We start from the raw sequence: 24,176 nt of genomic DNA on the forward strand, positions 1-24,176 counted from the left end.
TCTATATTAAAAATCCGATGGCCCAAAACGACCACTAAAACTGTATCTATGAACCTTATAAAACCTGCTTTTTTTACGTTAGTAACCTTCTTATCAGTTATTCATCCGTTACGTGCTCAAGCACCGAGTAAGATTATTACTGCCTTTGAAAACTACACAGAATCACCGAGAGAAGTATCTTATTTACACCTTAATAAATCACTATTTGTAACTGGTGAAACCATGGGTTTTAGTAGTTATGTTTTTGATAAGTTTGAAAAAAAACCTTCGGTACTTACCACCAATTTATATTGCGTGATAATGGATGAAAACGATAAAGTCATCAAAAAGCAACTGATTAAAATAACCGATGGTTATGGGTCTGGACAATTTGATATCGATAGTACTTTGACCTCTGGTTCCTACAAAATAAAAGCTTACACCAATTGGATGCGAAATTTTGATGAACACAACTATTATGTGCAAAGTTTTCGTGTGATTGATCCTGAAAATTCGCAACGAACCAATTCAAAGCATATTTCAAACCAGGTAGATGCTCAATTTTTACCAGAAGGTGGGCATTTGGTTGCTGAGACACAAAACACCATTGGAGTTATTGTTAAGGATTCTCTCGGATTTGGCATTTCAAATGTAGAGGGAATCATACTGTCTGAATCAAATAGTATCGTAGGAAAATTTAAAACCAACCAATTTGGAATAGGTAAATTTCTGTTGTTACCAAAAACCAATGAACGCTATGTTGCCCAATTAAAAATTGATGAAAACACGTATGATTTTCCAATTCAAAAAGCAGCGCCTAAAGGAATTTGCTTATCACTTGCTACCATTGGAGATAAAGTAGCGATTACCCTGAACACGAATGAAGCTACCCTTTCAGAAATTAATAAAACCCCTTATCAATTAACATTGCATAATGGAAAAACAATTAAAAGTATCGAGGTTGATTTTTCAGATAAGCTTTCATTAACTAAGATTATTACTGCCGATAAATTATTTAAAGGCATGAATGTTTTTACACTGTTTGACGATCGTATGAATCCTATTTTGGAGCGTTTGTACTTCAATTATAATGGTATTGATATCATGTCCACCACGGATACGTATACTGTTACAAAAAACATGGATTCACTCATGGTGTCTCTACCAGTGAGTAAAAACACCAGTAGTACCGGTAAAGTAAGTATTTCTATACTTCCTGAAGCGACTAGCTCTTATAATCATCACCATAATATTATTTCTCAAACCTACTTAAGACCTTATGTAAAAGGCATCATTGAAAATGCAGCATATTATTTTAAAAATATTGACCGAAAGAAAAAGTTTGAACTTGATAACTTATTGATTACACAAGGTTGGAGCAGTTACAACTGGACAAGCTTGTTTAAAAACGCACCAAAAATCACTTACAATTTTGAGAATGGTATTAGCTTAATAGCGAACGTGAACAATCGAGAAACTGGTCAATATCTTATTTTTCCAACACGTTTAAACGGTTCTGAAATTGTGACTATTGAAGATGACGACAAGAATTTTGTCGTTAGTGGTTTCTTTCCTTTAGAAAAGGAGCAGCTAAAAATAGGAGAGTTACAAAAAAAGGCCAAAATAGGTAAGCCTAGTATTTATGTACAATTCGGACCGTCCAAAATACATTCATTCGGAGTTGTAAATGATCCTATGAAACAAAAGCAACACACCTTTGTTGGTTTTTCTGATTCCCAAACCATCTTTCAATCCTCTTGGGAAAATATTGAACAATTGGATGAAGTTGTTGTAAATGCCAACAAAAAAGAAAATCGTATTGAAAAGTTAAAAAAATCCGCTTTTGATCAAATAGATATCTTTGATGAAACTAAAAGGAGAGCATTTAGAAATTTTGCAAGTTATATTATCACTCAAGGTTTTAATGTAAGACAAAGCTTGGGGTCTATAGTCATTACAAATCCACGTGCCGTAGGGTCTGCAAGAACCACGCCTTTGGTGTTTTTGGATGGTGTTTTACTCACAGACCTCAGTGTTCTATATAATTTCGACATGTCTATTGTTGATTATGTTCAGATAAATAAATTAGGCTTTGGAGAGGGTATTCGGGGTAACGCAGGTTCTATTAAAATATTTACGGACCCAAGTATTTCAGTCATTAGTAAATATGGTAAAACGTATCAAGCATACGATATTCCTTTAGCTTTTAGTAGAAAAAAACGCTTTTATACGCCTGTTTACAACTCATATACGAGTGACTTCTATGAAAAATACGGTGTTATGGGATGGGTGAATGAAACGACTATCGACAGTACCAATACGATCAATTTCTCAATATTCAATACAGGTACAGATCGTGTCAAAGTTTTTATAGAAGGTGTGACGAATCAAGGTGACGTTATTTCTGAAGAAAGAATCCTTAATTTAAATTAATCAGATTCGATGTCACATAAAAAAAAGGCTTTCTAAGAAAGCCTTTTTCATGACAAAGGGAATCATTTATTTCCCTAGCATTAAGAGTTCATTACAAACGATTTCAGTAGTATATCGTTTGTTTCCTTCTTCATCATCCCATGATCGATTGGTCAATTTGCCTTCGATTGCAATCTCTTTCCCTTTGGTCACATATTCTTCTACGACTTTCACAAGTCCACCACGAACTATGACATTATGCCAATAGGTACGCTCCACTTTCTGACCTTCTTTGTCTTTGTAGCTATCATCCGTTGCTAAGGAAAATTTTGCCATTTTGTTGCCATCTGAAAAATTAATGATTTCAGGATCTTGTCCTAATCTTCCAATCAACTGTACTTTGTTTCTAAGTGTGTTCATAATAAAATTTTTAATGTTAAACAGTTAATACTATCGAGTTCTGATGTTTCGACATTGCAAATATGAATAGGGAATCAATGACTATTCGGTTATTACTTATTTAAAATCGTTTGTAAATGTTTGCAATTTTATATTGACATTTTGTAGAATATTTTCTATATTAGAAACGCGTTTCGTTTTTAAACTTGTATGATCATGGTAAAAAATCAAAATTCTCAGAGAACATGCCCAGAATGTGGTGAAAAAATAGTTGGCAGAATTGATAAAAAATATTGTAGCGATGCTTGCAGGAATACCTATAATAATGCGCTTAATAAAGACATTAAAAACCTCATTCGCAATACGCACAATCGTCTTAGAAAAAACTATCGTATTTTAGAAGAACTAAATCCAAACCAAAAGAAAAAAACATCGCGTGAGCGTATGATGGGCAAAGGTTTCGATTTCAACTATTTTACGAGTATCTATACAACTAAAACAGGAAATCAGTACTTTTTTGTTTACGACCAAGGTTATTTGGCCTTAGAAGATGATTACTATGCCTTGGTTAAACGAGAACGTTAATTTGTAACATTCTTAACCTTTTCCATACCTATTATTTAGAATATTTATACATGGAAACTCCAATCATCATCCTTTTCATTCTAAGCGTCGTGTCTGGCATTATTTTTTTGTCCTATTATTTCAGCAGAAAAAAAGTTATCATCAGAACACTTTCTAAAATTCCACAAAAACCGTCGTCAAGTCTTAAAACCAATGAGGTTTCAAAAGTTAGTGGCAGAGCCTTACATGTTGAACAACCCTTATTGGCACCATACACGAACAGACCCTGTGTATTCTATCAAATAAAAATTCAACAGCGGGTAAGTACTGGCAAAAGTTCGCATTGGAAAACCTTAATAGAAGAAGAAAAATGTCAAGATTTTTTTATTGATTCCAATGGTGACTTCGTCATTGTAACACCAGCTAACCATCCAAAAAATTACATTTGCTACTTGGTTAAAGATAAGAAACAGTCGTCAGGAACATTTAATGACCCAACTCCTAAATTTGTAAGTTTATTGAAACGATACCATATCAACCCTGAAACTTATTTTGGATTCAATAAGCGTCTTCGATATGAAGAGGGTGTCATAGAAATTGGAGAAATGATTACAGTAGCAGGAATCGCCAAATGGAAAACTCTGAACGAACCATTACCTGAATATCCCTATTCCAAAATAGCGACACTAGAAAGTAAGGATAAACAAAAATTGATTATCACAGATTTGCTTGAGGTCTTACCAAAAAGGCATCACAAATAAGCACTTATTTCCAATTCTGTCCTTTGAGTTGTATGGCGGCTTTTAAAATATCCTTCTGACTAATTTGTCCAACAAGTTTGCCGTCTTCAACAATTGGAAAACGTCGAATCTTAGACTCTAAGAATTTATTAGCCGCATCAAAAACATTCATATTGCCATCTATAGTTTCCACGTTCTTTACCATACGGTTTTTAACTAAGTGTTGTTCCATTGGCATGTTATAATACCTGCTTTCACTAATATCTTTTAGACAATCTCCTTCAGAGATAATTCCAATCAATTCATTATTGCTATTTACCACAGGACCACCAGAAATCTTATGTTTAATCAAAGTTTGGATCACTTCTTCCACTTGTTGTTCCGGTTTGAATGTGATGAGATCGCGCGTCATAAAATCACTCACCCGAAATGCAGCAGCTTCAACAGTGCCTTGCTGCTTTCGTGCACCTATAAAACTTTTAATACCCATAATCAATTATTTTGTGTTGCAACTAAAGTTACTGAAAATTAGTGAATTAAACTAACCTAAATATCCAGGAAGGAATTAGTAAATTTGCAATATTAAATATGATGCGGTGTGAATCAACAAATTGGTATTATTGGATGTGGTTGGTTAGGCTTTGCTTTGGCAAAGGTCTTTATTGAGAATGGATATACGGTACATGGATCAACCACCTCAGAATCCAAAATGAGTATCCTCCAAAAGGCTGGTATCCATCCGTATAACATCCATCTTACCTCAGATGGTATTACTGGTCCTATCCAATCGCTTTTATCGCATTGTGAAACGCTTATCGTCAACATTCCGCCAGGACTTAGAAAAGACCCTCATCATGATTATATCAAACAGATGACGCATTTCTTAGAAGCCATAGAAAGGGCTCCTACGAAACACGTGCTATTCATTGGTTCTACGTCTGTGTATGACGACGCTACCCATTTTCCCATAATCACCGAAACTTCAGAGACGTCAGATTCTAAAACGGCTTTAAAACTGTTGGCCGTAGAGCGTCTATTTATGGAGAGTGAACATTTCCAAACAACAATCTTGCGGTTTGGTGGTCTTTTTGGTGAGCAACGACATCCAGCCACCTATCTCTCAGGGAAAAAACAAATCAATAATCCCGAAGCGCCTGTCAATCTTATCCATAGAAGTGATTGTATTGCTATCATTTTAAAACTTATTAAGACATATATTTGGGGCGAGGTATTCAATGCCTCGAACACATCTTCTTTAACGAAATCAGAATACTACACATCCATATGCCAACACATGGGAATCCCAATACCGCAATTTGACCATCAATCAAAAAGTAAGGGTAAGAGCATTAATTCTGAAAAACTGGTACGCCTTTTGAACTATGAGTTTAAAATAAAACCCTAATAATTAGGAGACTTTTAAGAATTTATGCCATATATTTTTTTAGTTTTGGCGCAATTAATTATAAAATCATGAAAAAAATTATACTTCTAGTCACTGTGATGATGTCATTCAGTGCAACCGCTCAAACACAAAATGACCTTCTCAAACATTTTGAAGCTTATTACGAGCAAATGAAAGGTCAAGGAGATGTGCAAGGTATTATTAACGCCATGACTCACTTACAAGTTTTACAGCCTTCTCAAGAACGATTGGATACGCTAGCTTATGTCTATGTATCTGAAGGCAGAAACCTTGAAGCGCTCAATACATTAGGGATTGAAAAAAATCCAACAGACTCAAATATTAATACAGAAGTCAAAGCATTGGCCCTTAAAGGGATTAACCAGCCTGCACGTGCTTTGGTATTTTATGAAGAATTATTCAAACGTGAGTCTAACCCATATTTAGCTTATGAAATTGCAGATTTAAAAACGCAGCTGCAAGATTATGCTGGTGCTAAAGCAAGTATTGATTTTGGTCTTGCAAATGTCACACCAGATATGAAACGTGGTTATTATGAATCTCAACGTCCATATGAAGTATCTTTAAAAGGAGCATTGACATATCTCAAAGCACTGGTCGTGTTTAACATGAACCAAACGGATAATCTCGATCAAGCTATTGGGTTACTTAATGAAGCGATGACTATGGACGCTAATTTTAATCTGGCTAAAATTAGTAAAGAAGCACTTGAAGCTCGTAAAGCCAAAAAAGAATAGAATACCTTCAGTTTAAACCAAAAAAAAGCACTCCAATTGGAGTGCTTTTTTTGTTAGTTCTAATTACCAAATTCTTACTCGGTCTTCCGGAGCTAACCACATCTTATCCCCTTCTTTGATATCAAAAGCTTCATAAAAAGCATCGATATTTCTTAGTGGTTGTGTTGCTCTATAAATACCAGGCGAATGCGGATCTGTTTTTATCTGTGTTCTTAACGCATCTTCTCGAGTTAATGTTCTCCAAACGGTTGCCCATGACATAAAGAAACGTTGTTCCGGTGTAAAACCATCAATGTTTTCAGGACGGCCATTTTCTTCGAAGTATAACTGCAAGCCGTCATAAGCTCCAAGAACACCTCCTAAATCACCAATATTTTCTCCTAGTGTAAATTTACCATTGATGTTAACACTATCCAATACTTCTATCTGGCTGTACTGCTCAGCTAGGGCATTACCTCTCTTAGTAAACTCCTCTAAGTCTTGATCTGTCCACCAGTTTTTCAAGTTTCCATCGCCATCAAAACGTGCTCCAGAATCGTCAAAAGCATGAGAAATCTCATGACCAATTACGGCTCCAATACCTCCATAGTTTACTGCCTCATCAGCTGTGTAGTTGTAAAAAGGTGGTTGCAGAATTGCCGCTGGGAATACAATCTCATTATTTAAAGGATTGAAATAGGCATTCACCATTTGTGGTGGCATTCCCCATCGTGACTTATCAACTGGCTCTCCAATTTCAGAAAGATTCTTTTTAGAAGACCATTCACCAACGGCCATCATGTTTTCAGCAAAACTATTACCTTCCTTCACTTTTAATTCTGAATAATCTTCCCACTCATCAGGATAGGCGATCTTTACAGTAAACTTATCTAGTTTTTCAATAGCCTTTGCCTTAGTATCTTCAGTCATCCAATCCAATTTCTGAATTCTATTTTGAAAAGCTGTGATGACATTAGCAATCATTTTTTCTGCCTTTGCCTTAGCTTCTGGCGGAAACTTAGCGTCTACGTACAATTTACCAATGGCTTCCCCTACGGAACCATCAACAGTTCCTAATGCGCGCTCATCGGCTGGACGCATTTGTTTAGCACCATTTAATTCCTTACCATAAAACTCCCAGTTGGCCTTTTCAATTTCAGTAGTCAAAAATCCTGCAGCGTTATCAATAGTACTCCAATCCATTAAAGTTTTAATATCTTCAATAGGTGTTGTATTTAAAAACTGGCTCATTTCAGCCATGTATTTAGGCTGCATCACATTCAGTGTATCAATTTGTTTTTCAATACCTAAATCGTCAATCATCTTGTTCCAATCAATAGCTGGACACATTTTTTGCAAGTCTGCTAGAGATGTTGGATTATTAAAGTTACGAGCATCACGCATCGCTACTTTATCTAATCTTGGCTCAGCAAGTTTTGTTTCCATAGCTAAGACTTTCTCTGCTGCTGCATCAGCCTCTTCAGGCGTATAATTAATATACTGGAGCATTCTAGAAATATGCGCGACATATTTTTTTCTAATCTCTTTGGATTTAGCATCCTGATCTAAATAATAATCACGTTGTAAGCCTAATCCACCTGCAAATACCCATGCCACATTCATGCTGCTATCATTAAGATCTGCGTTTGAACCGATTCCAACAAAAGGCGCAGAAACACCAATAGTCGTCGCATAAACCGTTTGCATATCTTCAATACTATTAATACCATCAATTTTATCTAGTAATGGCTGCAAAGGCTTAATTCCTGCTTCATTTCTAGCAACAGTATCCAACTCTGTTTGAAAAATAAGTAGTGCTTTCTTCTGGTCTGTACCTTCTTCATATTTACCAAGTTCCTTAGAAACATTCATGATTTCAAGAACGTCTTTTCGCGTATCTTTACGCAATACTCCAAATCCACCCCATCGTGTTTCGTCTTCAGGAATCGTTGTCGTTTTAACCCAATTACCATTAACGTAATTGTAAAAATCATCTTTAGGACTCACCGAAGGATCCATGTTATCGAGATTAATTCCTGGAATTGTCTCAACCATGGCAGTTTCTTCTTTGGGCTCTTCCTTACATCCAATAAATGCAAAAAGTCCCAACACAGAAACTACCAAAATACTTTTGATATTGGTTTTCATAATGTGTTTGAAAATTTAATTTGATTAAAATTAGTTATTAATAAGAAGCCTGAAACTAAGAATTGTTACATATTAACAAAATATTAAGATATATAGAACCTTAGTTACTCGGGCTTTTGAATATTGTTTTTTTCAAATTCTAACTTTTTATTGATCTGAAGCTTTAGATTGGATACCGTAATTAAAAACTCCTTAATTGCTTTAAGTTGGTCGCTCTTATCAATATTACTGATGGTTAACAAGCTATTTAATTTTTGCGCTTTGGTGTCGAGAGCTGTGATTCTTGCCAAAATCTCTTTGGTTTGTAATGCGACTGGCATCTCTGTGCGAAATTCAGAAAAGAATGTCTTCACGATTAAACGCTCACCCTTAAAAAAATTGAGATCGCCCTTTTTTATCAAATCAACCTGAGTTTCCAATTCCTGAAATTTCTGCCAATCAATCACCGCTTTATAAGCATCTTGGCTTAATTCAAACTCTGTGTAACGAATACTCGCAATATCACTCTGACTAATCGTTCTGGCATCCAACTGTTCTTGAGTTTCTTCAACTGGCTGTTGTTCTTTTTCATTTTTACAACTGGCTGTTAGTAAAAAGCAGATTAGGAATATGAATAGAATTATGCGCATTATTAATAATCTTCAATTTCTCGTAAATATAGGCAATGCCTGTGTATCTTAAATGCAATTAACAAAAATTAATACCATGTTAATTTTAGCACTTTAAGTTTTCTAAGCTCTTAATTCTTGTTATTTTTGAAGCATCATTTAACTACAGCTTTTATGCCTAAAGTATTAATCATTGGTGCCTGCGGACAAATTGGTTCTGAGCTCACGTTCAAGCTCAAGGATATATATGGATCAGAAAATGTTGTTGCCAGTGATATTGGTTACAACAATTTGGATGTTGTTAATTCTGGAATTTTTGAAATAGTGGATGCGCAAGACTACAATTCGGTAAAGGTTTGCGTTGATAAACATAATATTGATACTATATACCTGATGGCAGCGATGTTAAGTGCGACAGGTGAAAAATATCCCATGAAAGCTTGGAATTTGAATATGGATTCTCTGTTCCATGTGCTGAATCTAGCTAAAGATGGCTTTATAAAGCGTATTTTTTGGCCTTCAAGTATTGCCGTTTTTGGGCCTACAACACCTAAGGTCCATACACCTCAACACACCATTATGGAACCATCAACAGTTTACGGAATTACAAAACAAGTTGGAGAACGTTGGTGTGAATATTATCATAAAAAGTATGGTGTGGACGTAAGGAGTTTACGTTACCCAGGCATCATAAGCTGGAAAACCATGCCTGGAGGTGGCACGACCGATTATGCTGTGGAAATTTACCACCAAGCCCTTTTAGATGCGCATTACGATTGTTTTTTGAGTGAGGAAACGAAATTACCAATGATGTTTATGGAAGATGCTATAAAGGCAACTTTAGATTTGATGCAAGCACCTTCAGAAGCAATAACTGTAAGATCTTCTTACAATCTAGCAGCCATCAGTTTTACACCAAAAGAAATTGCCGAAGCTATAAAAAAGCATATTCCCAACTTTGATATTTCCTATTCTCCTGATTTTAGACAACAAATTGCGGATAGCTGGCCGAAATCAATAGATGATAGTAAGGCCAGAGACGACTGGAACTGGCATCCAGACTATGACTTGAAAAAAATGACGAGTGAAATGATTGAACAGCTCCGGAAAAAATACGCAAAACCAGTGACCGAATAACAAAAAAAGCACCTAAAAAGGTGCTTTTAATAATTCCATATAGAGGATTTAAATCGAAAAACGCTCGATAAATTGTCGGTCACCTGATGTCATTCTTACATAATAATCTCCTTTTTGGTTTTTAGACAAAGCATACACGCGTTCTAATATGACTTCACCCTTTAAGGTATCCGTATGGATCAAATTATCGTTATAAAATAATTCAATTTTCAAGGGCTTAGTATCAAACGTCAATTGCGAAATAAACAACTGGTGATCATCTCTTCTTACCACTGGCTTGAAAATTTTCGTTTCCATTTGCTCCAAAAAAGTGACTTTGCTGGATTCAATTTTGAAAGGGGAAACAACTATGACAAAATCCTTGATAGTTTCAACAGTATATAAGCCGTCTTTCAATTTTGATAAATCAAATTTTTGTGAGTAGGTACCGTTCTTATCAATGGTTTCTCGGTGTAACACTGTGCCACGATCATCCTTGATGACAAATTCATGTCCTTTTCTAACATTTGAGAACTGAACTATGGTAATTGAGTTTTTGAATGTGGCAGTTTTAATTTCATTGGCGTAGCTTAACATCATGGTCAATAGCATAGCAACAGTAAGCATCTTTTTAAATGTTTTCATCACGTTTGGGTTTTAATGATTAACACGACAAATGTAGGGTGTTATGCAGGCATAGAAAACAACAGATTTGCCATATTTATGTGTTATTTTAACAGGCATGTTGCTGATTTTTTACAATGATGTTAATTTAGCATATTTTTAGGCTAATTTTGAATAGATTATTGCCATTCAATGATGTAACTTTGCAGTGAAATTTGAAATATGATACATAGAAAACCTACTTTAGAAAAAATAAGTCCTGATTTTGGAAGCTCGGTATTTGTAAAGAAGAGTACATCCGATCATAATGATCGCAAACCCTTTTGGCATTTCCATCCAGAGATTGAATTGATTTATGTGGATAAAGGACAAGGTAAAAGGCATATTGGCAACCACCTTTCGTACTTTAACAATAGCCAATTGCTATTAATCGGTTCTAATTTACCACACAATGGTTTTACGGATCGATTAACCCAAAACGGCTCGGAAGTACTCGTACAGTTTATGCCAGATTTTTTAGGTGCCTATTTCTTTGATATACCTGAGATGACGCATATCAATACGCTTTTTGAACGTGCCAAAAATGGTATTTTATTTAAAACCGATACCAAGCGTCGACTTAAAAAGAAGATGCATAAATTACATGAAGTCAAAGGAGTTGACCGCATCCTATTATTGATCAAAATATTGAATGACTTAGCTTTGGCTGAAGATTATGAGATTCTTAATGCTGAAGGTTTTGTTTTCGAAACAGAATTACAAGACAGCACCAAGATTGATATTATTTACAAGCACATTAACAGTCATTTTAAAAACCATATTTCACTAGATGAAATTTCGGAGAAAGTGAGTATGACTGTGCCTGCCTTTTGTAGATACTTTAAAAAATCTACTGGAAAAACCTTTACAAAGTTAGTGAACGAATATCGTGTTGTACATGCGACTAAACTATTATCTGAAAGTCAAATGAGTATTGCAGATGTTGCTTTTGAATGTGGTTTCAATAATTTCTCGCATTTTAATAAGTTGTTTAAAGAATTCACAGGGAAAAATGCTTCAAAATATAGAAGTGAGCTCACACAAATGATGAAATAATTATTTTTCACCGTCCCATTCAGCATAAAACTGATCCAGAAAACCAAGCATGTAATTATGTCTTTTGGTAGCTATGGCCTTGCCAGTCTCAGTATTCATTCGATCTTTTAATAGTAATAATTTTTCATAAAAATGGTTGATGGTTGGTGCAGTAGATGCCTTATATGCTTCTTTGCTCATATCCAACTTTGGCTTAATAGATGGATCAAATAGCTTTCTATTTTTATAGCCACCATAATTAAAAGTTCGTGCTATTCCTATAGCACCTAAAGCATCCAAGCGATCTGCATCTTGAACCACATCCAGTTCTGGAGATCTGAATTGTTGTGTTTCATTACCTCCTTTAAACGAAATATTTTCAATAATATGAACCACATGTTCGATGACCTTAGAATCGATATTCAATTGGAACAAAAACGTTCTAGCCATTTGAGGCCCTATAGTTTCATCGCCATTATGAAATTTACTATCCGCAATATCGTGCAGTAAAGCAGCAAGGGCAACGACAAAAGTATTGACAGATTCACGCTTTGAAATTAAAAGCGCATTGTGATAAACTCTTTGAATATGAAACCAATCATGACCACCTTCGGCATCCTTCAAGGTGTTTTGAACAAAGGTTTTCGTCGCTTCAATTTGTTGGTTTTCAATAGCAGTCATTTAATCAGTAATTACGGCATCATGAATGGTTTTTTCGAGTGTTTTAATAAAACTTGTAGTATCTGTAATCTCACTTAATTTTACAGGTTGATGCACCTTAAATTTTATATGACTCCCAATACCCATAGGAAATGCTCCATATCGCAATGTTTTCCAAGAATTATTAACTGTTAGAGGCACAATTAAAGCAGAAGGTGTGTTTTTAAACAACAACTCCAAGCCTTTTGTCTTAAAGGGTTTTGGATCACCATTTTTACTCCGTGTCCCTTCCGGAAATATGACGGCAGCTCGTTTGGTGTCTTCAATATAGCGCGCAAATGCTTCCATAGCAGGTAGCGCTTGACGCGGATTTTTCCGATCAATTAATACAGAACCACCATGTCTCAAATTATAAGATACGCTCGGAATGCCTTTGCCTAATTCCTTTTTGGACACAAATTTGACATGATGCTTTCGCATATACCAAATAATAGGTGGAATATCATACATACTTTGATGATTTGACACGATGAGTAAGGGTTGATCTTCTTCAATATGATATGGATTCTCCCAGCTAAATCGCGTGCCCAAAACATTCAAACTTCTCATGATGAAGAACTGAAGTGCATCCACACTCTTTTTATGGGCTTCATATCCAAAAACATTGAAGCAGACCCATTGTATCGGATGAAAAATGAGTAAGGTCAATCCGAAGCAGATAAAATATAAAACCGTTAAAGGGTAAGCTAGGAGTTTTCGCATAAGGTAAAATTACGGTAATGCCCGAAATACACAAAAAAACCACGATAAAATCGTGGCTTTATATTGTAAATCAAAATAGGTTTGATTAGCAATGATCGTTGTAAGCATCCATGAGGTTTTCAGCAATCAATTCTGCTGGACGACCTTCAATATGATGACGCTCTAACATATGAACCAATTCACCGTCTTTAAACAAGGCCATACTTGGCGAACTTGGAGGAAAAGGTACCATGTGAGCTCTCGCAGCATCAACCGCTTCTTTATCGACACCTGCAAAAACGGTAACAATGTGATCTGGACGCTTTGCGTTTTGTAAACTTTGTCTCGCACCTGGACGTGCATTGGCAGCTGCACAACCACACACTGAATTTACAACGACCAAGGTTGTCCCTTCTTTAGATAGTGCTGTTTCTACGGCTTCTGCTGTGTGTAATTCTTCAAACCCTACTTTGGTTAGATCCTCGCGCATTGGCTTTACTAATTCTGCTGGATACATATATTTTTATTTTTTAATTCTATTAATATTAGACCACAAAGATACGTAAAATTAGTCTGTTTGTTCGTGTATTCAGTTGTCTGATTTAATGGTGCCATTCAAAATCTCTATGAGTAATTTAGAGAATTTTATCTCATGAACGTTAATAAAAATCCATCAAATGCGATACCATCATCCAGTACAAGTTGATTTGCTGTGAGCGTCATAATTTCTAAATTCAGAAAATCAACAGAAATGACGGTTGACGTCTCTGTGCTTGAAACCGAATAATCGTATGTTCCACTGTTTAATCCACTGTACACCATTTCTGAATCGCTGTTGTTAGTGATAGTCACTTGTTCGTTTTGAGTGTCAAAATCCCAAACGATGGTGCCTTGTTCAAAATCTTGATCCATACCAACCAAACCTCCAGAAATGTTAGTTAGAGACCATTGTCCATCTATTGTAGGTTCAATCACCACGGCTGCATCATCATCTGAGTTGCAAGATAAGGTTAGAAGACAGCATAGTAAAATAACTAAATGTGTTTTCATAGTGTTTAACTTTTATATAAAGATACAAATGTGATAAAAAGGTTGCGTGATAACGTAACAATTGAGATAATTATCTACTAACAAATAGTATATTTGAACTTCACAAGAATTTAAGAGACATACATGAGTTTTGCAAAATGGATAGGAGGCGCTTTGGGTTGGTCATTTGGCGGACCAATTGGCGCTATAATTGGTTTAGCTATTGGAAGTATCATTGATGGCGCTTCTGATGGCAATGGGTTTTTATTGGGTGAAGGTGATCCTTATAAAAAACGCTCAAGATCATCAACAACACGATCTCGATCACAATCAAATACGCGTCCGCAAACACGTTCAGGTGATTTTGAAGTCAGTTTGCTTATTTTGGCTTCTGTTGTGATAAAGGCAGATGGTAAGCAAGACCAAAGTGAATTGGATTTCGTTCGTCAGCAATTTGTGAGCATGTATGGAAAAGAACGTGCAAATCAGGCGTTTAGATTGTTTAACAATATTAATAAGCAACAAATCCCTACCCGAAAAGTTTGTTTACAGATAAAATCCATGATGGACCATCCGTCGCGCTTACAGTTATTGCATTTTTTGTTTGGAATCGCTAAGGCTGATGGTATGGTTACCGAAGATGAAGTGTCACAAATTTTCATGATTTCAGGGTATCTAGGCATTAGTTCGAGAGATTATGGCAGTATCAAAGCCATGTTTTACGACAGTCGTGGTAATGCCTACAAGATTTTGGAAATCACGCCTGAAGCCACAGATGAAGAGGTGAAAAAAGCCTATAGAAAAATGGCTAAAAAGTACCATCCTGATAAAGTGATTCATTTAGGTGAAGAACATCAAAAGGGTGCTGAAGAGAAATTTAGACAAGTCCAATTAGCCTACGAACAACTTCAAAAAGAACGCGGCTTTTAAATTTTAGGGACTTCAAGTTTTAGCGATACTACAGTGCTAGTAGTACTCACATGTCACATGTTAATCATTCTTCTGACTCATGCGAACTAGTTATTTGGCATTTTTATTGCTAGTTTTAAAAAAATTAGGGAGACCTTTTCAACTTTTGACCATTAATAAGTAAACAGCATGTATGAGCGATCAGGACATTTTAGAACTTTTTAAAAAAGGTCAACGTGATAAAGCATTTAAAAAACTCTATCGACTTTATCCCAGAATTGAGAAGTTAATCCTTTCCAAAGGTGGCAGTCAAGCCGACGCCAATGACGTATTTCAAGAAGCTTTGATTATTTTAAATAGGAATCTGGAGACTTCAGATTTTCAGCTCACGTCTTCATTTTATACCTATTTATATGCGGTATCTCGATTTGTCTGGTCTGACCTTCAAAAGTCCCATTCCAGAAAAAATCTACAAGAGCTCAATGCTCAAGAAATTGAAATGTTTCAAGCCGTCATTGAGGAAAAAAAATACCAACTAGCCGAACATGCTTTTTCAAAAATTGGGAAACGATGTCAGCAATTATTACAACTGTTTTATCACAGAAGCATGTCTTTTAAAGACATTGCCGAAGTGATGCAATTTAAATCTTCAAAAGTTGCAAAAAATCAGAAGTATAAATGCTTGCAAAAAGCCAAAGACATTTACCAAACCCAATTGAAATCTGTTCAATCTTAAAAAGAAAAGCATGGAAACGTATCAGCAACATATCGAACTCATTAACAATTATATCAATAACCTGTTATCAGCAAAAGCGCGTTTAAATTTTGAAGCTAGACTTCAAAGCGATGAGGACTTAAATACGCTTTACCAAGAACATGTCTTGTTTTTAAAGGGCCTAGAAAGAATCCCTTTGAAAGCAGATATTGTAAAAGCCCAGCGCGCATATTTAACTGAAAAATGGTTAAAAATTTCAGGTATCGCTATTATAGGTCTTGGTGTCTTGGTCGCACTGTATACCTTCGTTTTTCAGACTTCGGAAATAGCTCCAACTCCGAAACATAAGCATGCAAAGACGGTTGTCACAGATACTGTTTCCGTGAAAACTGAGACTGAAATAATCCAAGAAAGCAGCTCTGAGTTTGTTGTGAAAGATACCACGTTCATAGACAAGGAACAGCCGGGCAACACGACTACTGAATCCAATGCTTTTGGTGGCAATAAAGCTCAAATATCCCTTAAAAAGCGTCCAGAACGCATCAGGATAAACACACAAAAAGACACGGTTGTTCGTTGTAAAGAAGGCACGCTGCTTCGTATTTCAAAAGGGTCTTTTAGGAATCCAATCACAGGACTTTCAGTTCAAGGAAAAATCACATTAGTGGTCTCTGAATTTTATCAACTTTCTGACATTTTATTAAACCATCTGTCAACGGTTTCAGATGGCAATCAATTAGAGACAGGAGGCATGCTTCAATTGAAAGCTTATCAGCAAAACACATCTCTTGAGCTCAACCCAAATAAAACCATTGAAATAGCATTTCCAACGGCATCTAAAAAACCAGACATGCAACTGTTTACCGGTGAGTGGAAGGATGACACCATCAATTGGCAATTAGAAAATGATCAACTTGAAAGTATTGAAGTATCGGTAGAGGCGCCAACAGAATCTGAAAATATTGAAGTGCCATTTTCGGTTGTGGAACAAGCGCCAACATTTCCAGGATGTGAAAATGAAGATGAAGCGGTTCGTAAACAATGTACAATTGATGCCATAGCAAATTTTATTGACAGAAATTTCAATAAGGATATAGCTAATATACTAGGCTTAAGTGGTACTCAGCGCATCATGTCCGTATTTAAAATTGATCGAGACGGCCAAGTTGTATTCATTCAATCGCGAGCGTCAGATCCAAGATTGAGTGATGAAGCAGATAGGGTGATTGCTCTCTTACCCCAAATGGTACCAGGTTTACAACGTGGAAAACCAGTCACCGTTCCCTACTCCTTACCTATTGTTTTTAATGTGAATAATCGCGTTCAAAATGTTTCTGGGAATATTATTATGAGAGATTCGTCACTAAGTCAATCTAATTTTGGAAGTACGATGGAAATGGACACAATATTCAATGAACGTCGTGGCATGGTAGAATTAATTAGAGAAGTGATGCATGACAAGGATTTTATAGTAGACTCTCTTTTTCTGCTTGAATGGGATCAATATAAACAGCAACGACTTATCAGAAACATCAGCCTGGAAACCCAACCAAATCGAATTGAAACGGCTTATGTTTTGAGAAAGGCGCTATTTGAGATGCCTGATACCAAATTTAAAATACTAGAGGATGATTCCATTACAAGAGGTGGACATGTGATACGTGTTCCTTGGGACAAAACAAAAATACCGACAACCACACGTATCATGAATCTTGTTCCCAAACGCCTTTTTTACGCTGGAAATGATGCTGTCACAACTGAAGAATTTGAATCGCGATTAATAGACAATAATGATCGATCTATTACTTCTAGAGATGCCAATTATTATGTATTGAAAACCTCAAACTTAGGTTGGATCAATTGTGACCGATTTATCAATGGTCGCACCAAGCGTATCAAATACAAAATAAAAATTAAGAATGCCGAAGGCGCTCAAATCAGCATGATCTTTAAGTCGGTAAATTCCGTATTACCGAGTTGGAACACCAATGGTTATTATGATTTTCGAACAGTTCCTGATAATGAAGATATTGTTTTATTCGCCATTAAAAGAAAAGCAGGGAAACTCTGTTACGATTTAGTACCAACGAAAACAGAGGAACATCCAGACGTTAATTTTGATTTCAAAGAGGTTAGTTTGGAAGCTTTAAAAATGACATTGGATCAACTCAACAGTGACAAGAATTAACCTCTAAATAAGAAGAAATCGTCTTTTATATCTTCAATTTGAGAGTCTTCATTGGTCATAATATAATCAATAGCCAGAGAGGTAAATGTGTCCCCTTTTGGTGTTAATGAGACCACTTGATTCTTGATTGTAATCATATTGTTTTTTAATGCTAAATCTAATACTGTTTTAGAACGTACCTTTTGCCAATTGATATGTTCGTTTAAGTGGTTAACATGTCGCTCTTTTTCATCGTCATGGTTTTTTAAATGCAGTAAAAATGTCAACAAAGAAACTTCTGTTCGTTGTTGTTTCTCTCTATACAAAACGGCAATGATGCCTTTATTCGGAGCGAATAAATAGACCACTAAAAACAGGACGCCAAGCATCGTTGTAATCGAACCTGCGATAGAAGCATCTAATCCATGTGCTAACCAGTAACCTGCAATAGCACTAAACACACCAAATAGTATAGATAAAGTCAGCATTTTTTTCAAATCTGTGGTTAACAGATACGCTGTTGCTGCTGGAGCAATCATTAGTGCGACAACCAAAATGGCACCAACCGCATCGAAAGCACCAACTGTAGTCACAGATGCAACACTCATTAAACCATAATGAATTACCACTGGAGAAAACCCTAATGAGGCTGCCAATCCTTTATCGAAAGTACTCAACTTGAGCTCTTTAAAAAAGGTGATTAGCAAAATAACTGTTATCAATAATATGATTCCAATAATCCATAAGGATTTTGGGCCAACGTCTATGCCTGCAATAAGTAATCGGTCAAAAGGAGCAAAAGCCAATTCACCCAACAATACAGCATCGACATCCAAATGTACATCGTTGGCATTTTTAGCAATTAGAATAACACCGATACTGAAAAGTACTGGAAACACCAACCCTATGGCTGTGTCCTCCTTGACAAGCCCTGTTTTTTGAATATATTCAACCAAAACGACTGTAATAATACCAGTGACGGCAGCAAGTAAAATTAATAGTGGTGAGTTTAAATCTTGAGTGATAAAAAATCCGATGACAATTCCAGGTAAAATCGAATGACTGATAGCGTCACTTATCATAGCCATTTTGCGCAACACTAAAAATGTTCCAGGTATGGCGCAAGCTATCGCTACTAAGCTAGCGATGAGTTGTATTTCTAATTGTGCGCTACTCATCATGTTTACTTAATTGATTATACAAATTAGAGGCCGTATCGAAACCTTCAGAAGTTAAACTCCATGTGGTTCCCTCAAGGGTCACAAAATCTTTCTCTACTAACTTTTTTAAAGTTCCTTTAGTAAATCCATGGAAGTTGTTCAGTATTTTAATTTCGTGTGGATGTGAAATATTTTCATGTGTTTCAGCAATATGATACATAAAAGCCAAGGTCTTATTTAGCTCTAAATCACGTCTGTTTTTTATAATTCGTAGCTGTTTAAATAAAATACCTCGACTTGGAGAAAACACGAATGAAATAAAGACAAATACCGCAGCCACAAGTACGATAACTGGTCCCGTAGATAAATTATTTTGACTAGCGCTAATAGCCGTACCAAACACCCCAGAAAACGCCCCAAATATAGCCGCTAAAAACACCATGATTGATAGGTTATTGGTCCATTGACGAGCTGCTGCTGCTGGCGCTAAAAGCATAGCGCTCATGAGTACAACACCTACGGTTTGTAATCCGAGAACAATCGCTAAAACAATAAATGACGTGATCAAAATATCTATCGTTCTGGTGTTAAAACCTAACGTTTTGGCATAATCCTTATCAAAAAGCAAAATCTTGAATTCTTTCCAAAATAACAATAGCACAATGAGACACAAACCTGTAATTACAGCCATCATCCAAATATCACTTTCCACAAGTGTAGCAGCTTGTCCGAATAAATATTTGTCGAGTCCAGCTTGATTAGCATTGGGTTGCTTTTGAATAAAGGTGAGTAACAACATTCCAAAACCAAAAAACAAAGATAAGATCAGTCCAAGAGCGGTATCCGACTTAAGGTGTGTTTTTGTTATTATTCCTCGAATCCAAAAAGTCCCAATTAAACCACTTACCAAAGCACCCAACAACAAGGTGTTACTATCTTTAGCGCCAGTAATTAAGAACGCAATCGCGATACCAGGAAGTGCCGCATGAGAGATTGCATCTCCCAAAAGACTTTGTTTTCTCAATACCGCAAAACTACCAAGCATGCCTGTAACAGCTCCTAGAATAGCTGTCCCAATGGTGATTGTACGCAGCGTATAATCTGAAAACACTAAAGAAAAATACTCTTGAATGGTCATTATTCTTGGATACTTACTTTATAATTAATACCGTAAGTTTTCGTTAAATTATCATCGTTAAAAATGTCTTTTACAGGTCCTGTAGCTATTTTCTTCACATTCAAAAACGTGACCCAATCAAAGTATTCTGGGACCGTTTGAAGGTCATGATGCACCACTATAACCGTTTTACCAGCTTTTCTTAATTCCTTTAAAATATTGATAATCGCAATTTCGGTTGTAGCGTCGACCCCTTGAAAAGGTTCATCCATAAAATAAATAGAAGCATCCTGAACAAGTGCTCTAGCTAAAAATATCCGTTGTTGTTGTCCTCCAGATAATTGACTAATCTGCCTGTTTTTAAAAGGTAGCATTCCAACTTTTTCAAGGGCTTCTAAAGCCGCTTTCTTTTCTTTCTGTCTCGGTCTCTTTATCCAACCTAAACTACCATACGTTCCCATCATAACCACATCTAAGGCTGTTGTGGGAAAATCCCAATCCACACTGCCTTTTTGTGGAACATAGGCCACCAATGATCGTTGCTTATTGTAAGGTTTACCATAAATGGAAACACTTCCAGCAATAGGTTTTAAAATGCCTAAAATGGACTTGATGAGTGTTGACTTACCCGCACCATTAGGACCAACAATAGCCATCAAGACACCTTCTGGGATTTCCAAATCAATATCCCATAATACTGGTTTGTAGTTATATGCTACCGTTAAATCATCTACTTGTACTGCTGTCCTTTTACTCATTATTTTAAAGCATTTACAATCGTATTCACGTTATATTCAAACATTCCGATATAGGTGCCCTCTACAGTTCCGGAGCTGCCTAAAGCATCTGAGTACAAGGTTCCACCTATAACGACATCATGTCCTTTCGATTTTACCGCTGCCTGTAAGGCTTCTATAGTGCGTTTAGGGACTGAACTCTCTACAAAGATAGCTTTGATTTTATTTTCAATAATAAAAGCCGATAAATTTTGTACATCTTGAACGCCTGCTTCAGTTGCAGTCGACAAACCTTGTAATCCAACAACTTCAAAACCATAAGCCTTTCCAAAATAATTAAACGCATCATGTGCCGTCACCAATATTCTTTTATCCTTCGGAAGCGTCTGAATAATGGCCTCTATTTTGTCCTGAAGATTGTCTAATTTGTCAATATATGTTTTCTCATTCGCCTTGAATACGTCTGAGTTTTCAGGACTTTGTTCAGATAAAACGGCAGTGACTTTTCTTGCAAATTGTTTAAAATAATTGATGTTAAACCAAACATGTGGGTCGTAATTAGATGCAAAATAATCGGAACCTATTAAAGTGTTTTTATCTAATTCTTCACCAAGTGCAACAGTCATTTTATTCGATGTCTCCATTTTCTCGAAGACCTCTACAAGTTTTCCTTCCAGATGTAACCCATTGTAAAATACAATATCTGCATCTACAAGTTTCGTAACATCGCCTTCGCTAGCTTTGTATAGATGTGGATCAACACCACTTCCCATCAAGCCTTTGACATTAACCTGGTCTCCACCTATGTTTTTCACTAAATCCGTTATCATGGTAGTGGTGGTCACAATGTTTAATTTGCCATTGGATGGCGTTTCATTTTTACAATTGAACACCAAAACTAAAAGTAATATTACACTATATTTTTTCATTCTATTTTTTAAAATTATGAATACTCTGACAACACAAAGTATGAATTGTTTATTTTTTATTTGCTACTCTATAACTAGCACCTAAGCCCATTAAAATATCTTGACCCTCAGTGAAACTTGTTCCAACATAAGCGTCTAACTGCAAATCATTAGAAATCAAATACGTCAACCCTGAATCCCAATAGTGGTTAGCAGCGCTATCTTCAGGTAAATCACCATAAAGTTCTGCATATATTCCAAAGTTATCTGACAATTTATAACCATAAGAAACGGAATAAATAGCAGCCGCCTCGGGAGAATCATTTCCCCATTGTGCACCTAAATTATAACCAAGGCTAGATCGCTCATTTAGAGTATGTGACAACGATAACCTAAAATCAACGCCTGTAGTTTCAGGCCGAAAATCGTTTGAGGCAGTAAACAGCGGAAAAACATGACCAATCAACGCTATTTCTGGTACACCATTAGCTTCTTCTGTAATGTCCACCTTAACGCCTAGTAACAAAGGAGATAATCCGCTAGTCACGTCATCAAGTTTTGCACCATTCACCTTAGTAACACCTTCAACAAAATCCCAACCTACACGCAACTCCACATTATCTAAAATTCCATAACGAACAAGTGTTGTATTGTAGGTATAACTTTCTATTTGTACAGCGCTGTCTTCAAAAGATTCATACAAACCTCCTGACTCAAATTGAAGGACGCCCTTTCCAACAGTAGACGAAGCCTCTGTAGCATCAGGTCGGTCGGTCACCAATGGTTCAGAAACATTGATTGCTTGATCGTTTTGTGCGATTAGAGCACTACTATTAAGGGTCAAAAAAATAAAATGAGCAATCGTTTTATAACTCATCAACATAAATAATTTTAGTGAAATCTTCATTCAGTACAATGGTATTAGAATCAATAGTGATTTGAGTCATCGCGTTGCCATTAAACTGTTTAGACACGGTTATTTTATTCCTATATTTAATCTGATTGTGTGTACAAAAATCGAAGAATTCCTTATCATCACTAATCAGCCTAGAGATCATATAAGTTTTTCCTTCGCTTGCATCTGCCAGTGCTATCGATGTATCAACAGTTGTGATTTCCCCTAAAGCATTCGGTATGGGATCACCATGTGGGTCAAATTTTGGATGACCGAGATATGCACTTATTTTTTCCGCTAAAAGATCAGATGTTTGATGCTCCAATAGCTCCGCCTCTCGATGTATATCATGTAGGGACATGTCAAACATCTTATATAAAAAAGCTTCCCATAAACGATGCTTCCGAACAACATTCAAAGCCATTTTAGTGCCTTTATCGGTTAACTGCAAAGCTTGGTATTTTTCATAATTCAATAAATCCCTTGAGGCTAATTTCTTAGCCATATCAGTGGCAGCCGCATTGGAAATGCCTAATTGTTTTGCGATGTTTCCCGGTTTAGTATCCTTGATATCATGCGTATCATTATTATAAATGGCCTTGACAAAATTTTCAATAGCTACTGACATTTCTTATTGCTTTAATTATTTTTTAAGTATACTTAAATTTTTTACAAAAGTAACTAAAATTTTAATATTATGTTAATGCGAACAGTACTTATATGTGAAATTAATTAAATTTAAAGCATGAAAACTTTCTATACCTTTCTCATTTTAAACGTGTTTGCTATTCATCAATTCATGGCACAAACCGCTTTCGTCAAAGACTCGTTGAGTGTGAGTACCACTATGAAACTGGACGAGATTGCGCAACATGCCAATTATCAAGTTCAGTTAAAAAAAATCATTACAGATTCAAGATGTCCAAAAGATGTGATGTGCATAAGAGCCGGAGAAGCAAAGGTTTTAGTAGGCATCTATAAAGAAGGGAAGCACATTAAAGATCGAGAAATCATTATTCATGCTGGTGGGTACGTTATGGAAGAGACCAATTTAGTCTTTCGTGATTTAGATCAAAGTATTTATGGCGTGGCTTTAACACCCTACCCAAAAACAGAGGAAAAAATCCCTGATCACACCTATGAATTAGAAGTTGTTTTTCAGCCTAGAAGATCTCAATGACAACCACAATCATTCGTGCCACATGCCTTGGTTTTTACTTTTTTTCTGGACGGAATTACGCCAAATTTCTGAAATAAATATACCACAGCCGCAATTATTGCAATAAAAGTCAATATGTTTTGCACGATTGTATTCATGGTTTTTTGGTCGTT

26 protein-coding genes are annotated in these 24,176 nt (G+C 36.0%); 11 read left to right on the plus strand and 15 right to left on the minus strand.

What is annotated here, in order from left to right:
- Window positions 1-48 precede the first annotated feature (48 nt).
- Window positions 49-2,412 carry a hypothetical protein gene (locus tag ACU8DI_RS03105; protein ID WP_447111273.1) on the plus strand — a complete coding sequence of 788 codons (2,364 nt, stop codon included), beginning with the start codon at window positions 49-51 and terminating at the stop codon, window positions 2,410-2,412.
- A 66-nt stretch (window positions 2,413-2,478) separates the two neighbouring features.
- Here the strand turns inward: ACU8DI_RS03105 and ACU8DI_RS03110 are convergent, their stop codons facing one another.
- The gene (locus tag ACU8DI_RS03110) at window positions 2,479-2,811 is read right to left on the minus strand and encodes a single-stranded DNA-binding protein (RefSeq protein ID WP_447111274.1); all 333 of its coding nucleotides are present in this window, start codon (window positions 2,809-2,811) and stop codon (window positions 2,479-2,481) included.
- A 195-nt stretch (window positions 2,812-3,006) separates the two neighbouring features.
- On the opposite strand from ACU8DI_RS03110, the gene ACU8DI_RS03115 reads away from it, so the two are divergent.
- On the plus strand, window positions 3,007-3,375 hold the full coding sequence (locus ACU8DI_RS03115) for a hypothetical protein (RefSeq protein WP_447111275.1): 369 nt from the start codon (window positions 3,007-3,009) through the stop codon (window positions 3,373-3,375).
- 50 nt (window positions 3,376-3,425) lie between these two features.
- Window positions 3,426-4,115 (plus strand): hypothetical protein, encoded by a 690-nt coding sequence (locus ACU8DI_RS03120; protein ID WP_447111276.1) that lies wholly within the window; start codon window positions 3,426-3,428, stop codon window positions 4,113-4,115.
- A 4-nt stretch (window positions 4,116-4,119) separates the two neighbouring features.
- On the opposite strand, the gene ACU8DI_RS03125 is transcribed toward ACU8DI_RS03120, so the two are convergent.
- Window positions 4,120-4,584, minus strand: coding sequence for a CBS domain-containing protein (locus tag ACU8DI_RS03125; protein WP_447111277.1), 465 nt, complete (start codon window positions 4,582-4,584; stop codon window positions 4,120-4,122).
- A 108-nt stretch (window positions 4,585-4,692) separates the two neighbouring features.
- Here ACU8DI_RS03125 and ACU8DI_RS03130 point away from each other — a divergent pair, with 108 nt between their 5' ends.
- Together ACU8DI_RS03130 and ACU8DI_RS03135 are read left to right on the plus strand one after the other, a co-directional pair.
- Window positions 4,693-5,499: an NAD-dependent epimerase/dehydratase family protein gene (locus ACU8DI_RS03130; RefSeq protein ID WP_447111278.1), complete on the plus strand. Its 807-nt coding sequence runs from the start codon at window positions 4,693-4,695 to the stop codon at window positions 5,497-5,499.
- 68 nt (window positions 5,500-5,567) lie between these two features.
- Window positions 5,568-6,257 carry a tetratricopeptide repeat protein gene (locus ACU8DI_RS03135; RefSeq protein WP_447111279.1) on the plus strand — a complete coding sequence of 230 codons (690 nt, stop codon included), beginning with the start codon at window positions 5,568-5,570 and terminating at the stop codon, window positions 6,255-6,257.
- A gap of 63 nt (window positions 6,258-6,320) precedes the next feature.
- Here the strand turns inward: ACU8DI_RS03135 and ACU8DI_RS03140 are convergent, their stop codons facing one another.
- Window positions 6,321-8,384 carry a M13 family metallopeptidase gene (locus ACU8DI_RS03140; RefSeq protein WP_447111280.1) on the minus strand — a complete coding sequence of 688 codons (2,064 nt, stop codon included), beginning with the start codon at window positions 8,382-8,384 and terminating at the stop codon, window positions 6,321-6,323.
- A gap of 104 nt (window positions 8,385-8,488) precedes the next feature.
- On the minus strand, window positions 8,489-9,013 hold the full coding sequence (locus ACU8DI_RS03145) for a hypothetical protein (protein ID WP_447111281.1): 525 nt from the start codon (window positions 9,011-9,013) through the stop codon (window positions 8,489-8,491).
- Between the two features lie 153 nt (window positions 9,014-9,166).
- Between ACU8DI_RS03145 and ACU8DI_RS03150 the strand changes: the two genes are divergently transcribed.
- A complete protein-coding gene (locus ACU8DI_RS03150) occupies window positions 9,167-10,129 on the plus strand; it encodes an NAD-dependent epimerase/dehydratase family protein (protein ID WP_447111282.1) in 963 nt (320 codons plus the stop codon).
- 48 nt (window positions 10,130-10,177) lie between these two features.
- Here the strand turns inward: ACU8DI_RS03150 and ACU8DI_RS03155 are convergent, their stop codons facing one another.
- On the minus strand, window positions 10,178-10,753 hold the full coding sequence (locus ACU8DI_RS03155) for a hypothetical protein (RefSeq protein WP_447111283.1): 576 nt from the start codon (window positions 10,751-10,753) through the stop codon (window positions 10,178-10,180).
- A gap of 201 nt (window positions 10,754-10,954) precedes the next feature.
- Here ACU8DI_RS03155 and ACU8DI_RS03160 point away from each other — a divergent pair, with 201 nt between their 5' ends.
- Complete coding sequence (locus ACU8DI_RS03160; RefSeq protein ID WP_447111284.1) at window positions 10,955-11,827, plus strand: AraC family transcriptional regulator; 873 nt, start codon at window positions 10,955-10,957, stop codon at window positions 11,825-11,827.
- Here ACU8DI_RS03160 and ACU8DI_RS03165 read toward each other — a convergent pair whose 3' ends face one another.
- From ACU8DI_RS03165 to ACU8DI_RS03180, 4 genes are all read right to left on the minus strand, one after another.
- Window positions 11,828-12,487 carry an HD domain-containing protein gene (locus tag ACU8DI_RS03165; RefSeq protein ID WP_447111285.1) on the minus strand — a complete coding sequence of 220 codons (660 nt, stop codon included), beginning with the start codon at window positions 12,485-12,487 and terminating at the stop codon, window positions 11,828-11,830. It abuts the gene before it with no gap.
- Entirely contained in the window at window positions 12,488-13,228 is a 741-nt protein-coding gene (locus tag ACU8DI_RS03170) for a lysophospholipid acyltransferase family protein (protein ID WP_447111286.1), read from the minus strand.
- A gap of 85 nt (window positions 13,229-13,313) precedes the next feature.
- Window positions 13,314-13,724 carry a BrxA/BrxB family bacilliredoxin gene (locus tag ACU8DI_RS03175; RefSeq protein WP_447111287.1) on the minus strand — a complete coding sequence of 137 codons (411 nt, stop codon included), beginning with the start codon at window positions 13,722-13,724 and terminating at the stop codon, window positions 13,314-13,316.
- Window positions 13,725-13,852: 128 nt separating this feature from the next.
- On the minus strand, window positions 13,853-14,257 hold the full coding sequence (locus ACU8DI_RS03180) for a hypothetical protein (RefSeq protein WP_447111288.1): 405 nt from the start codon (window positions 14,255-14,257) through the stop codon (window positions 13,853-13,855).
- A 123-nt stretch (window positions 14,258-14,380) separates the two neighbouring features.
- Between ACU8DI_RS03180 and ACU8DI_RS03185 the strand changes: the two genes are divergently transcribed.
- The 3 genes from ACU8DI_RS03185 to ACU8DI_RS03195 all read left to right on the plus strand — a co-directional run bounded on the left by ACU8DI_RS03185 (window position 14,381) and on the right by ACU8DI_RS03195 (window position 18,048).
- Complete coding sequence (locus ACU8DI_RS03185) at window positions 14,381-15,166, plus strand: TerB family tellurite resistance protein (RefSeq protein ID WP_447111289.1); 786 nt, start codon at window positions 14,381-14,383, stop codon at window positions 15,164-15,166.
- A 172-nt stretch (window positions 15,167-15,338) separates the two neighbouring features.
- Window positions 15,339-15,881: an RNA polymerase sigma factor gene (locus tag ACU8DI_RS03190; RefSeq protein ID WP_447111290.1), complete on the plus strand. Its 543-nt coding sequence runs from the start codon at window positions 15,339-15,341 to the stop codon at window positions 15,879-15,881.
- A gap of 10 nt (window positions 15,882-15,891) precedes the next feature.
- Window positions 15,892-18,048, plus strand: a complete 2,157-nt coding sequence (locus ACU8DI_RS03195) for a hypothetical protein (RefSeq protein WP_447111291.1) — start codon at window positions 15,892-15,894, stop codon at window positions 18,046-18,048.
- On the opposite strand, the gene ACU8DI_RS03200 is transcribed toward ACU8DI_RS03195, so the two are convergent.
- From ACU8DI_RS03200 to ACU8DI_RS03225, 6 genes are read right to left on the minus strand one after another with little or no spacing between them, the layout of a single operon-like run.
- On the minus strand, window positions 18,045-19,205 hold the full coding sequence (locus ACU8DI_RS03200) for a metal ABC transporter permease (protein ID WP_447111565.1): 1,161 nt from the start codon (window positions 19,203-19,205) through the stop codon (window positions 18,045-18,047). The genes ACU8DI_RS03195 and ACU8DI_RS03200 overlap by 4 nt on opposite strands.
- Window positions 19,198-20,325, minus strand: coding sequence for a metal ABC transporter permease (locus ACU8DI_RS03205; RefSeq protein WP_447111292.1), 1,128 nt, complete (start codon window positions 20,323-20,325; stop codon window positions 19,198-19,200). Before ACU8DI_RS03205 ends, ACU8DI_RS03200 begins: the two co-directional genes overlap by 8 nt.
- Window positions 20,325-21,062 (minus strand): metal ABC transporter ATP-binding protein, encoded by a 738-nt coding sequence (locus ACU8DI_RS03210; protein ID WP_447111293.1) that lies wholly within the window; start codon window positions 21,060-21,062, stop codon window positions 20,325-20,327. Before ACU8DI_RS03210 ends, ACU8DI_RS03205 begins: the two co-directional genes overlap by 1 nt.
- Window positions 21,062-21,970: a metal ABC transporter solute-binding protein, Zn/Mn family gene (locus ACU8DI_RS03215; protein WP_447111294.1), complete on the minus strand. Its 909-nt coding sequence runs from the start codon at window positions 21,968-21,970 to the stop codon at window positions 21,062-21,064. Before ACU8DI_RS03215 ends, ACU8DI_RS03210 begins: the two co-directional genes overlap by 1 nt.
- Before the next feature lie 49 nt (window positions 21,971-22,019).
- Window positions 22,020-22,826, minus strand: a complete 807-nt coding sequence (locus ACU8DI_RS03220; protein WP_447111295.1) for a transporter — start codon at window positions 22,824-22,826, stop codon at window positions 22,020-22,022.
- On the minus strand, window positions 22,816-23,472 hold the full coding sequence (locus tag ACU8DI_RS03225) for a metal-dependent transcriptional regulator (protein ID WP_447111296.1): 657 nt from the start codon (window positions 23,470-23,472) through the stop codon (window positions 22,816-22,818). The genes ACU8DI_RS03220 and ACU8DI_RS03225 overlap by 11 nt, the downstream gene beginning before the upstream one ends.
- 117 nt (window positions 23,473-23,589) lie before the next feature.
- On the opposite strand from ACU8DI_RS03225, the gene ACU8DI_RS03230 reads away from it, so the two are divergent.
- Window positions 23,590-24,024, plus strand: coding sequence for a hypothetical protein (locus ACU8DI_RS03230; protein ID WP_447111297.1), 435 nt, complete (start codon window positions 23,590-23,592; stop codon window positions 24,022-24,024).
- Window positions 24,025-24,176: the final 152 nt, after the last annotated feature.

This window comes from Psychroserpens sp. BH13MA-6 (genome assembly GCF_052983595.1).

What these genes read in the sequence shown, in the direction of transcription:
- ACU8DI_RS03105 (WP_447111273.1), top strand. Translation starts at nt 49, where the DNA reads ATGAACCTTATAAAACCTGCTTTTTTTACGTTAGTAACCTTCTTATCA.
- ACU8DI_RS03110 (WP_447111274.1), bottom strand. Translation starts at nt 2,811, where the DNA reads ATGAACACACTTAGAAACAAAGTACAGTTGATTGGAAGATTAGGACAA.
- ACU8DI_RS03115 (WP_447111275.1), top strand. Translation starts at nt 3,007, where the DNA reads ATGGTAAAAAATCAAAATTCTCAGAGAACATGCCCAGAATGTGGTGAA.
- ACU8DI_RS03120 (WP_447111276.1), top strand. Translation starts at nt 3,426, where the DNA reads ATGGAAACTCCAATCATCATCCTTTTCATTCTAAGCGTCGTGTCTGGC.
- ACU8DI_RS03125 (WP_447111277.1), bottom strand. Translation starts at nt 4,584, where the DNA reads ATGGGTATTAAAAGTTTTATAGGTGCACGAAAGCAGCAAGGCACTGTT.
- ACU8DI_RS03135 (WP_447111279.1), top strand. Translation starts at nt 5,568, where the DNA reads ATGAAAAAAATTATACTTCTAGTCACTGTGATGATGTCATTCAGTGCA.
- ACU8DI_RS03140 (WP_447111280.1), bottom strand. Translation starts at nt 8,384, where the DNA reads ATGAAAACCAATATCAAAAGTATTTTGGTAGTTTCTGTGTTGGGACTT.
- ACU8DI_RS03145 (WP_447111281.1), bottom strand. Translation starts at nt 9,013, where the DNA reads ATGCGCATAATTCTATTCATATTCCTAATCTGCTTTTTACTAACAGCC.
- ACU8DI_RS03150 (WP_447111282.1), top strand. Translation starts at nt 9,167, where the DNA reads ATGCCTAAAGTATTAATCATTGGTGCCTGCGGACAAATTGGTTCTGAG.
- ACU8DI_RS03155 (WP_447111283.1), bottom strand. Translation starts at nt 10,753, where the DNA reads ATGAAAACATTTAAAAAGATGCTTACTGTTGCTATGCTATTGACCATG.
- ACU8DI_RS03160 (WP_447111284.1), top strand. Translation starts at nt 10,955, where the DNA reads ATGATACATAGAAAACCTACTTTAGAAAAAATAAGTCCTGATTTTGGA.
- ACU8DI_RS03165 (WP_447111285.1), bottom strand. Translation starts at nt 12,487, where the DNA reads ATGACTGCTATTGAAAACCAACAAATTGAAGCGACGAAAACCTTTGTT.
- ACU8DI_RS03170 (WP_447111286.1), bottom strand. Translation starts at nt 13,228, where the DNA reads ATGCGAAAACTCCTAGCTTACCCTTTAACGGTTTTATATTTTATCTGC.
- ACU8DI_RS03175 (WP_447111287.1), bottom strand. Translation starts at nt 13,724, where the DNA reads ATGTATCCAGCAGAATTAGTAAAGCCAATGCGCGAGGATCTAACCAAA.
- ACU8DI_RS03180 (WP_447111288.1), bottom strand. Translation starts at nt 14,257, where the DNA reads ATGAAAACACATTTAGTTATTTTACTATGCTGTCTTCTAACCTTATCT.
- ACU8DI_RS03185 (WP_447111289.1), top strand. Translation starts at nt 14,381, where the DNA reads ATGAGTTTTGCAAAATGGATAGGAGGCGCTTTGGGTTGGTCATTTGGC.
- ACU8DI_RS03190 (WP_447111290.1), top strand. Translation starts at nt 15,339, where the DNA reads ATGAGCGATCAGGACATTTTAGAACTTTTTAAAAAAGGTCAACGTGAT.
- ACU8DI_RS03195 (WP_447111291.1), top strand. Translation starts at nt 15,892, where the DNA reads ATGGAAACGTATCAGCAACATATCGAACTCATTAACAATTATATCAAT.
- ACU8DI_RS03200 (WP_447111565.1), bottom strand. Translation starts at nt 19,205, where the DNA reads ATGAGTAGCGCACAATTAGAAATACAACTCATCGCTAGCTTAGTAGCG.
- ACU8DI_RS03205 (WP_447111292.1), bottom strand. Translation starts at nt 20,325, where the DNA reads ATGACCATTCAAGAGTATTTTTCTTTAGTGTTTTCAGATTATACGCTG.
- ACU8DI_RS03210 (WP_447111293.1), bottom strand. Translation starts at nt 21,062, where the DNA reads ATGAGTAAAAGGACAGCAGTACAAGTAGATGATTTAACGGTAGCATAT.
- ACU8DI_RS03215 (WP_447111294.1), bottom strand. Translation starts at nt 21,970, where the DNA reads ATGAAAAAATATAGTGTAATATTACTTTTAGTTTTGGTGTTCAATTGT.
- ACU8DI_RS03220 (WP_447111295.1), bottom strand. Translation starts at nt 22,826, where the DNA reads ATGAGTTATAAAACGATTGCTCATTTTATTTTTTTGACCCTTAATAGT.
- ACU8DI_RS03225 (WP_447111296.1), bottom strand. Translation starts at nt 23,472, where the DNA reads ATGTCAGTAGCTATTGAAAATTTTGTCAAGGCCATTTATAATAATGAT.
- ACU8DI_RS03230 (WP_447111297.1), top strand. Translation starts at nt 23,590, where the DNA reads ATGAAAACTTTCTATACCTTTCTCATTTTAAACGTGTTTGCTATTCAT.